Genomic DNA, 1,889 nt, shown 5'->3' with positions numbered 1-1,889 from the left:
GACGACGGCGAGCACGCCCTCCACCGCCGCGACGCCGTCCAGCAGGACGACGACCCGGTCCGCCGGCCAGACACCGAGGTCGGCGAGGTGCCCGGCGAGCCGCGCTGTCCGCGTCGCCAACTCGCCGTGGGTGATGCCACGCCGTGCGTCGACGTACGCGATTCGGGTGCTGGACTCGGCGGCGTTGGTCTGGATCAGTTCGGGCAGCGGGCGGAGCAGATCGGTGCGCGGCATGTTGAACAACCTCTTGTCGGACAGGAGTTGTGCTGCGGGCCGGGGCGGAACGCGTCAGACCGTGACCGGTAGCGAGACGATCCCGGGAATGAACGGGTAGGCACGCAACTTCAGCGACTCTTGGGGCACGGCCAGCTTGATGTCGGGGAAGCGGGTGAACAGTTCCCGGAGGGCGATGTTGATCTCCATCCGGGCCAGTTCCGCTCCCGCGCAGAAGTGCGGGCCGCCGCCGAACGCCACGTGCCCCTTGTCGGCGCGGTCGATGTCGAGCACCTGCGGATCGGGGAACCGCTTCGGGTCGTTGCCCGCGGCAGTCAGGTGCAACAGCACCGTGTCGCCCTTGTTGATCTTCCTGCCGTCGATCTCCATGTCCTCGGTGGCGAAGCGGCGGAAGCCGTGGTGCACCGAGCCGTTGCGGCGCAACAGCTCCTCGATGGCCTCGGGGAACAGATCGGGATCCCGCTGGAGTCGCTCCAGCGTCTCCGGGGAGTCCAGCAGGGCCAGGGCGCCTCGGCTGATCATGCCTGCGGTGGTGTCGTAGCCACCCAGGATCGTCAGCGCGGCCATGATCAACAACTGCTGGGGGTTCAGCACCGGTTTGCCGTCGGCGTCCCGGTAGTGGATCCAGTACGAGAAGAGGTCTTCGCTGGGCTCCGCCGTCTTCTGCTGTCGGACCTCCTCGAGCATCCCCAACATGCTCTCCCGGATCTTGACGTTGGTCTCGTCGTCACTACCGAAGCCGAGGTCCGCCCACTGCTTGAGGTTCTTGCGGAACCTCTCGGGAAGGCCGAGTACGTCGCAGACGATCGTGATCGGCACGATGGCCGCGTAGTCCTCTACCAGGTCGCCGCCGCCATTCGCCTCGAACTTGTCCAGCAGCATGGCGACCACGGCGTGAATCCGGGGCCGGAAGGTCTCCAGGTGGCGGGGCAGGAAGGTGAAGTTGACCATCTTCTTGAGCGGCGTGTGTTCCGGCGGGTCGAGGGTGATGATCGTGCCGGTCGGCGTGCCCTCCGGGAACCGGTGGCTGGCGAAGTCCCCGTTGGAGTATTCGCGGGGGCGCGCGAGGCGCTTGTCGCGCAGCGCGGCGAAGACCTCGGCGTGCCCGGTGACCAGCCATACCCGGCCGTGGTCGTCGAGGCAGGTCTGGTGGACCGCGCCCCGCTCGTGTAGCGCCACGAAGCGCTCGGACGGCGCGTACGGGGTCGCGAAGTAGTCCGCGTCCATCAGCTTCTCTAATCCGTGTACCGGGCACTTGCTCGCCATGTCGTCCTCGCTGTGATCGGTGGAAGGAACAGCTGTCGGAATCTGGTTTCAACTGGTCCGCGCCCCGAAGACGATTCGCTCCTCGCCCCGGGGTTGGGTGATCAGTTCGCGCTGCTGAGCACGTGGCCGTCGGCCGGCCGCATGGCGCGGGAGCGCCGGAAGTCGCGGTGCACGAAGATCCGCTGGAGCCAGCGGTCGCGGCCGTCGTAGCGGGGGGTGAACTCGGTGCGGCCGTGCAGGGCCAGGCGGTTGTCGACGAACGCCAGGTCGCCGGGCTCCAGGATGAAGGTGCGGCGGACGGTGCGCAGCGCGTCGCCGAGCATCGACAGCGCCTGCGTGGCCTCGGGGACGTGCGGGTCGACTTCGAGAGCTCCTTCCCGCTCGACCCC

General features: G+C 68.0%; 3 protein-coding genes. All 3 read right to left on the bottom strand.

Annotated features, from left to right (window positions below; translation table 11 throughout):
- Nucleotides 1-234, bottom strand: a 234-nt coding sequence (locus tag AB0B91_RS65530; RefSeq protein WP_358343115.1) for an AMP-binding protein, incomplete at its 3' end; no start/stop codon positions are given.
- Between the two features lie 54 nt (nt 235-288).
- Nucleotides 289-1,461 (bottom strand): cytochrome P450, encoded by a 1,173-nt coding sequence (locus AB0B91_RS65525; protein WP_157747198.1) that lies wholly within the window; start codon nt 1,459-1,461, stop codon nt 289-291.
- A gap of 140 nt (nt 1,462-1,601) precedes the next feature.
- The coding region (locus AB0B91_RS65520; RefSeq protein ID WP_358343112.1) for a TauD/TfdA family dioxygenase at nt 1,602-1,889 on the bottom strand (288 nt) is incomplete at its 5' end.

This window comes from Nonomuraea sp. NPDC049141 (assembly GCF_040648415.1).
Lineage (GTDB): Bacteria > Actinomycetota > Actinomycetes > Streptosporangiales > Streptosporangiaceae > Nonomuraea.
The sequence above is the reverse complement of the archived record's forward strand: the minus strand, read 5'-3'. Positions and strand labels throughout refer to the sequence as shown.